This window comes from Sphaerochaeta sp., from assembly GCF_050178175.1.
Taxonomy (GTDB): domain Bacteria; phylum Spirochaetota; class Spirochaetia; order Sphaerochaetales; family Sphaerochaetaceae; genus Sphaerochaeta.
The window spans coordinates 1-7,032 of the sequence record NZ_JBFXGH010000114.1; the positions used below are offsets into that span (position 1 = coordinate 1).

7 protein-coding genes are annotated in these 7,032 nt (G+C 51.6%); all 7 read right to left on the reverse strand.

Annotated features, from left to right (window positions below; translation table 11 throughout):
- The coding region (locus AB7S66_RS10465; protein ID WP_428519767.1) for a substrate-binding domain-containing protein at window positions 1-639 on the reverse strand (639 nt) is incomplete at its 3' end.
- A 24-nt stretch (window positions 640-663) separates the two neighbouring features.
- Complete coding sequence (locus AB7S66_RS10470) at window positions 664-1,635, reverse strand: ABC transporter permease (RefSeq protein ID WP_428519769.1); 972 nt, start codon at window positions 1,633-1,635, stop codon at window positions 664-666.
- Window positions 1,628-3,148, reverse strand: coding sequence for a sugar ABC transporter ATP-binding protein (locus AB7S66_RS10475; RefSeq protein ID WP_428519771.1), 1,521 nt, complete (start codon window positions 3,146-3,148; stop codon window positions 1,628-1,630). The genes AB7S66_RS10470 and AB7S66_RS10475 overlap by 8 nt, the downstream gene beginning before the upstream one ends.
- Window positions 3,148-4,140 (reverse strand): sugar phosphate isomerase/epimerase family protein, encoded by a 993-nt coding sequence (locus AB7S66_RS10480; protein ID WP_428519773.1) that lies wholly within the window; start codon window positions 4,138-4,140, stop codon window positions 3,148-3,150. Before AB7S66_RS10480 ends, AB7S66_RS10475 begins: the two co-directional genes overlap by 1 nt.
- 24 nt (window positions 4,141-4,164) lie before the next feature.
- The gene (locus tag AB7S66_RS10485) at window positions 4,165-5,304 is read right to left on the reverse strand and encodes a Gfo/Idh/MocA family protein (protein ID WP_428519775.1); all 1,140 of its coding nucleotides are present in this window, start codon (window positions 5,302-5,304) and stop codon (window positions 4,165-4,167) included.
- 111 nt (window positions 5,305-5,415) lie between these two features.
- Window positions 5,416-6,258, reverse strand: coding sequence for a sugar phosphate isomerase/epimerase family protein (locus AB7S66_RS10490; protein WP_428519777.1), 843 nt, complete (start codon window positions 6,256-6,258; stop codon window positions 5,416-5,418).
- Window positions 6,255-7,032 (reverse strand): Gfo/Idh/MocA family protein (locus AB7S66_RS10495; RefSeq protein ID WP_428519779.1); only part of this gene is annotated, 778 nt, incomplete at its 5' end. The genes AB7S66_RS10490 and AB7S66_RS10495, both read right to left, overlap by 4 nt.

Genomic DNA, 7,032 nt, shown 5'->3' on the forward strand with positions numbered 1-7,032 from the left:
CAGTTCCAGGCCCTTCTGGGTTGACCAGTCAGCGAAGTCATAGTTTCTTCCACCGGCGAGGTTGACCAAAGAAGGTTCCTTCTGCATCTCGTCGAAGAATGCATTCATTCTCTCGCCATCGATTACAACAGGCATACCACCCATGGCAACATACTTGGTAAGGCCATGTTCCTTCATGTAATCTCTCACGAAGATACCGGAAACCTTTCCCATCTCAGAGTTGTTACCAGCAAGGTTGATGTAGCCGAAGGATGTATCGGTCAGACCACGGTCGACAACGATACACTTAACGCCGGAGTCGTGTGCTTCCTTTACCACAGGGGTAAGGGGAGCTGACTCATGAGGAAGGATTACCAGATAGTCCATGCCCCAGACCATGAGGTCCTCGACATCGGAGATCTGCTTTGCATACCCGTCAGCATGCAATACCTTGAACTCATACTTTCCAGGATATTGCTCCTTCAGTTCCTCGACAGCCTTGTCTGCCCACCAGCCGATACCTCCAGTCCAGCCGTGGTCAGGAGAGGGAACCGCAATACCGATCTTGGGAACATCAGCAGCGTCCTCAGAAACACCCTGGGCGAAGACCATACCGGCGGCAAAGACCATACAGAGAGCGATAATCAAAACTCTTCTCATTTCCAATCCTCCTTGATTGAACCTTTATTTGTTACCGTTGTTGTACTGCAAGAGTACCGCAACAATAATGACAAACCCTTTCACTGCCTGCTGCAGGAAGGCACTGATTCCTCCCATGACAAGCATGTTGTTGATGATTCCCAGCATCACCGCACCCATCATGGTGCCGATGATACTTCCCTTTCCTCCGCTCATCAGGGTTCCCCCGATGACCACAGCAGCAATGGCATCCATCTCATAGCCAGCACCGTCGCTTGGGTTGATGCAGTTGAGCCTGCTCGACCACATCACAGCGGTCATGCCTACTGTAAATCCCGTAATGATATAAGGGAGCCACTTCACTAGGGTAATATTGATCGCTGAATACTTCGCTACCTGCTCATTGCTTCCTGTTGCACAGAGATACCGGCCAAAGCTCGTATGGTTCAGTACGATATGCAGCAGTATACCGACAATAAGAAAGCACCAAACCGGTATGGGAAGACCGAGGAAAACACTACTGCCGAGCTTCCCATAGTCCATATTCTCCGAGAGGATGGTACCCGCATTGGAGATGTACTGGATAAGGGAGCGGAAGATCGACATGGTACCCAGGGTGACGATAAAGGGAGCCATCTTGAACCTGGCCACCATGATCCCGTTCAGCGCACCGCAGAGCGATCCCAACACCAGGGCGAAGAGGAAGGTCAGGACTATACCCCAGACTGACTCAGGACCGAAGAGATTGAGGAAGTAGATTGCAATCCCTCCCACAAAGGCGGTCATGGAACCTACCGAGAGGTCGATACCCCCACTGATGATCACCAGCGTCATTCCCAAGCCGATGATTCCCGTATAGGAAATCTGCCTGAGAATGTTCGTCAGGTTCCTGATTTTCAGAAAATTCGGCCAACCGAGAATGGTGGCGATCACCACAAGGATAAGGAACGCCATCCCCAGGGAGTGATCCTTGAACCTGAATTTTTTCACAGAAGACAGCAGTTTATGTTCATCCATCTTTTTCTACACCTTTCTTGATTCCTGTTGCATTGAACACGATGTTTTCCTCAGTAATCTCTTCCTCATCCAAGCAGCTTGCTATCCTTCCTTCCCGCATAACGTAGGCTCGGTTGCACATCCCAATGATCTCCTCCATCTCGGATGAGATGATGATGCAGCTGATCCTCGCCTCGGAAAGCTGGTGAATGAACTCATAGATCTCCCGCTTTGCGTTGATATCGATTCCCCTGGTAGGCTCATCAAGGATGAGAATCTCAGGATCGGTATCCATCCACCGGGCAAGATACACCTTCTGCTGGTTTCCCCCGCTGAAGAACCGCAGCTCAGACTTCTTCGAAGCAGCCACGATGTTGAACTCATCGATGTAATGGTCGCTTGCAGCTGTCTCGGCCTTCTTGTCGATCAGGAGCCCTTTGAGATATTTATCCTTCAGGGAGATCAGGCTGATGTTCTTGGTGATGTCATAGTTCATGACAATACCCTTGCCCTGCCTGTCCTCACTGATGTAGCCAAGGCCAAGGGAGACGGCATCCTTCGCACTGCGGATCTTAGCCGGTTTTCCCTTGATGTGAATCTCCCCTGACTCCATTCTCCTGAGCCCCATTACCGCCTCCATCGTCTCGGTACGACCCGAGCCGACAAGACCGGCAAATCCCAGGATCTCTCCACGATGAAGGGAGAACGAGACATCCTTGACCATGGGATCACTCTTCAGGTTCTTGACCTCAAGCACAAGCTCCTCTGCTCTCCTGTCCTTCTTGGGAGGGAAGACCTGGCTGAAATCACGCCCAACCATCTTCTTGGCAAGCGTATTTGCATCAAGGTTCTTTACTTCGTCAACACTTACCAGCTTACCATCCCTGAGCACGGCAACCCGGTCACAGATGGTCATGACCTCCTGCAGCTTGTGGCTGACAAAAAGCATGGTGACCTTCTTCTCCTTGAGCTTCCGCATCAGGGAGAACAGGGTCCTTACCTCAACGGGGGTAAGGGTGGTGGTCGGCTCATCAAAGATCAGGACCCTGGTATCGAGGATCATGGCCTTCGCAATCTCCACCATCTGTTTCTCAGCCACAGAGAGCTCACTGATGTACTTGTTCACATCAAGGGGCATCTTTAAAAGCTCAAGCTGAGCCCTCGCTTCCTCCCGCATCTTTGCCTTATCCAGGAGAAGTCCCTTATGAATCTCGTTTCCGAGAAAGATGTTCTCGAATACCGTCAGGTAATTGATCAGGTTGAACTCCTGGGGAACGATACCGATCCCCAGTTTCTTTGCCGTGATATAGTCGGGGATATCGGTGGGTTGGCCATCCAGGCGGATGGTTCCCCCACTCTTTTGGTAGATCCCGCTGAGAATCTTCATCAACGTGGATTTACCAGCACCATTCTCCCCGATAAGCCCCATGACCTCTCCTTCCCGTATGGAGAAGGAGACCCGGTCGAGCACACGGACAGATGAGAATTCCTTGACTATACCTTCCAGACTGAGAAGGATCTTGGGTTCGTCCATCAATTCTCCATTGCTCCATCGAAATCAACATTCGAGGGTTCGAAATCAACTCTTCTCACCAGTTCAAGTGCTTCACGCGCACCGAACAACCTATCCATGCCATTGTCTTCCCATTCAACGGACAGGGGACCATGGTATCCAGCTGCATTTGCCTCACGGATTATCATGTCAAAGTCGACATCCCCATGGCCTGGGGAGACGAAATTCCACCCTCTTCTCAAATCGCCGAAGGCCAGGTGGGATCCAAGGATACCGCTCCGTCCATCCAGCTTCACCAAACTGTCCTTGATATGCACATGGTAGATATGGGAAGCGAAATCACGGAAGAAGAGTGCGGGATCGATTCCCTGCCACTGCAGGTGACTTGGATCGAAATTGATCCCAAGAGCCTCTCTCCCCTTAAACTTCTCCAGGAGACGCTGGGTGCTGTAATAGTCGTATGCGATCTCAGAGGGGTGTACCTCAAGAGCAAACTTCACGCCCTGCTTGTCAAACTCATCAAGGATCGGAGTCCAGAGGTCGTAGATCTCCTGGTAGCCGTCCTCGATCAACTGTTCACTGTTGGCAGGGAACGAGTAGAAATACTTCCAGATCGGGCTTCCCATGAAACCGGTAACCACCGAGCAACCCATGTTCTTTGCTGCCTGGGCGGTGTACTTCATCTGGTCGATTCCCCACTGACGGATTGCCTTATCATCACCCTTGAGGCTCTTGGGGGCAAAACCGGCAAGACGGGGATCCCCAAAGGCATCTCCAACGCACTGTCCGGCAAGGTGGTTTCCCAGGGCATAGCAACCAAGGTTGTATTTCTTCAGGATTGCTTTCTTGTCAGCTACATAGGAAGGGTCCTTTGCAGCCTTCTCAACATTCATGTGATCACCCCAACAGGCAATCTCAACCCCGTCATACCCCATTTCACTTACGGTCTCACACATCTTCTCAAAGGGAAGATCTGCCCACTGTCCTGTAAAGATTGTTACCATTCTAGCCATGGATTTGCTCCTTTTTATGATTTCTTATAGGTCGACCCAAACAGAGCCCTGCTTGCTGCTCTCAAGGCACCGGTTGATGAATTTCACACCATCAAGCCCTTCCTCGACTCCTGGGAAGTCAAGATCGGAGGGCTCCAGTTTCTCTCCACGAAGGTGTTTCCCAAGCGCCAGGATGAAGGGCTTGTAGATATTGGCAAATGCCTCATAGAGTCCCTCGGGGTGTCCTGCCGGCACACGTGAGTACTGCTGGGCTACCGGGTCGAAGGTCTCACGACCACGGCTCCACCTCTGTTTCGGCCCATCGCAGGGGGTAAAGGTGAAATAGTCAGGGTCCTCCTGGAGCCACTCCAAGCTCCCTTTCTCACCGAAGATGCGGATACGGAGGGCGTTGTCATAACCGAAGGCAATCTGGCTTGACCAGTACAGGCCCTTGCCTCCTCCTTCATACTCAACCATCACCGAGGCATTATCATCCAACGTCCTGCCTTCAACCAGGCTGTCCAGACGTGCACATACCTTCTTGATCTTCTTCCCGGTAACCGTGGCAACCATGTTCTCGATATGGCTGCCGATATCGCCAAGGCAGTTTGTTGCCCCCGCTACCTTCGGGTCTATTCTCCAGGGAGCAATGGAGCTATGCTCATCGACGGGGTTACCCAGCCAATCCTGCGGATACTCGGCATTCACGAACCTGATCTTCCCCAGCATTCCATCCTGGATCATCTTTCTCATCTGCTTCACAGCAGGGTATCCGGTGTAGGCATAGGTAACACCAAAGAGCAGGTTCTTCTTCTTGCAGATCTCCCTCAGCTCTTCACTCTGTTCAATAGTCCAGGTCAGGGGCTTGTCACAGACAACATGAATCCCCTGGGAGAGGAAGGCCTTGCATATGTCAAAGTGGGAAGCGTTTGGTGTAACGCAAACAGCAAAGGCAATGCCGTCTTCCCTGCTTGCTTCCTTCTCCGCCATCTCGCGGTAGTCGGCATAGAGTCGATCACTTGCAATACCGAGTTCTGCCCCAAACGCTTTTGACTTCTCCACATCCCGGGAAAAACAACCGGCTTTCAAGACAGCAAGATCATCGAGACGGATGGCTTTACGATGTACATCCCCGATAAAGGCTCCCTTTCCACCTCCAATCATTCCATAGGCAATTCGTTCCATGTTTTCCTCCTATGCACGTGCGTGCATAACATCCCAAAAAGCACTGCACGTATCTAATTCGCACGTGATAATCGTACCATGTTTTTTGAGTTTTGCAAGGGCGCGTATAGACTATCGGAGACTAAGGCGACACTTCTTGAGGTAGTCAAGGGATGCAACTTTCTCCTCAAAATCGCTGAAAAACGAGGTTCCACCCGCCTCTATATCAATGCTTCCCTGATATCCTCCGTCCACAAGGATTTGCATCAGAATTTTCCAATCGGTATCGCCACAGCCAGGCAAGGTAGCTTTGATCGCCTTCCCTGGAGCATAGAGCCCGATCTCACTGAGGAGGGCATGATCAACATGGGCATCCTTGCCATGTACATGCAAGACCCTTCCCTGCCAACGTTTCAGCTGGGCAAGCGGCTCGAGCAGTGCCTCCACCTGGTGACACGGTTCCCACTCAAGACCAAGAAGGGGGTCATCGAGGGTATTAAAGATAAGGGACCAGGCTGCATCATTGATGGCAATATTCCAGGAGCCACGCTTCCAGAGGTCTCCCATCCTGCAGTTCTCCAGGAGCAAACCCTTGCAATCATGGCGATGGACCTGATCAATCAATTCGCTGAACACTTCCTTGAACCTCGGAAGCGATGCCTCAACACTTCTAGAAGGAACACGGCCTGCAAACGTTGAGACAAACGGATGCCCGAAACGATACGACTGCTCAATGAGTGTCTGTACACCGCGGAGAGTCTCCTCATTGGCCAAGGGATTACCCCAGATGGAGATTGCGTTGACCGGAAGTCCTGCTTCCTCCGTAGTGCGGGCAAGGCTGGTAAGATCGGTTTCCCCAAGGGTCTCCCAGAAGCAGATGCTGAGGGTTTCGAACCCCACTTCCTTCAGCCTCCCAAGATGAGCGGAGGTAACCTCATTGGCAAAGAGCAGTGCCCCAAGCTGTATGTTCTTCATCGCATCTCCTCCAAGAGTATCTGGACCCGGTAACCATCCTCAAACGAAGGGGGGACAGCAATCCCACTCTTAACGGCATCAAAAAACTTCTGATAGGTCGAAACTGGACGATTTCCCTCCAGCTTCGTGATAGCACCGTCCTTGCTGGTTATGACCACCTGCTTCCTGTCGAGGGAAGTATTCATCGTGAGCGTGGCTTCACTACCCTCTATGATAAGTCGCAATGAATCATCCCAATTGGAATCCTGGTAAGAGCAGTGCAATGTGCAAGGGATATGGTTCCCAACACTCAACAAGGCACCATACTCAACCAAGGCGTTCGAATTGACCTCAAGGGTCTTCTTCTCAAAGTGGACGTTTCCAAAGAGAAGGAAAAGCAGATCAAGGAGGTGGCTGCCGAGGTCAGAGAGGCAACCATCCCGATTGTATTCGCTTAGCAGTCTCCACTTCCAACGGAAGACTTCCTCAGGGTCTCCCCAGACATGGCTCTTATACCAGCTCTGCAGGTAGGAGATGGTGACATTCTCCAGCGTACCAAGCAAACCACGGGAGAGAGCGTCCTGGACAGCAAAGAGAGCGGGAGTATGACGTTTTGAGAAATTGACCATGAATGGCCGGCTCTTCGGGAGCCCAGCCAAGAAGTCAACCTCCTCTTGGGTTGATGTGAGTGGCTTCTCACAGAAGATTGCCAGATTTGCTCTCACCGCTGCCTCACAGCAGAGAGCGTGGAAACAGTCAGGGAGACAACAACTCAGGGCATCGGCCTTGGCGGAA

Excerpts from the sequence above, each read along its gene's own strand:
- AB7S66_RS10475 (WP_428519771.1), bottom strand. The coding sequence starts at position 3,148 with ATGGACGAACCCAAGATCCTTCTCAGTCTGGAAGGTATAGTCAAGGAA.
- AB7S66_RS10490 (WP_428519777.1), bottom strand. The coding sequence starts at position 6,258 with ATGAAGAACATACAGCTTGGGGCACTGCTCTTTGCCAATGAGGTTACC.
- AB7S66_RS10480 (WP_428519773.1), bottom strand. The coding sequence starts at position 4,140 with ATGGCTAGAATGGTAACAATCTTTACAGGACAGTGGGCAGATCTTCCC.
- AB7S66_RS10485 (WP_428519775.1), bottom strand. The coding sequence starts at position 5,304 with ATGGAACGAATTGCCTATGGAATGATTGGAGGTGGAAAGGGAGCCTTT.
- AB7S66_RS10470 (WP_428519769.1), bottom strand. The coding sequence starts at position 1,635 with ATGGATGAACATAAACTGCTGTCTTCTGTGAAAAAATTCAGGTTCAAG.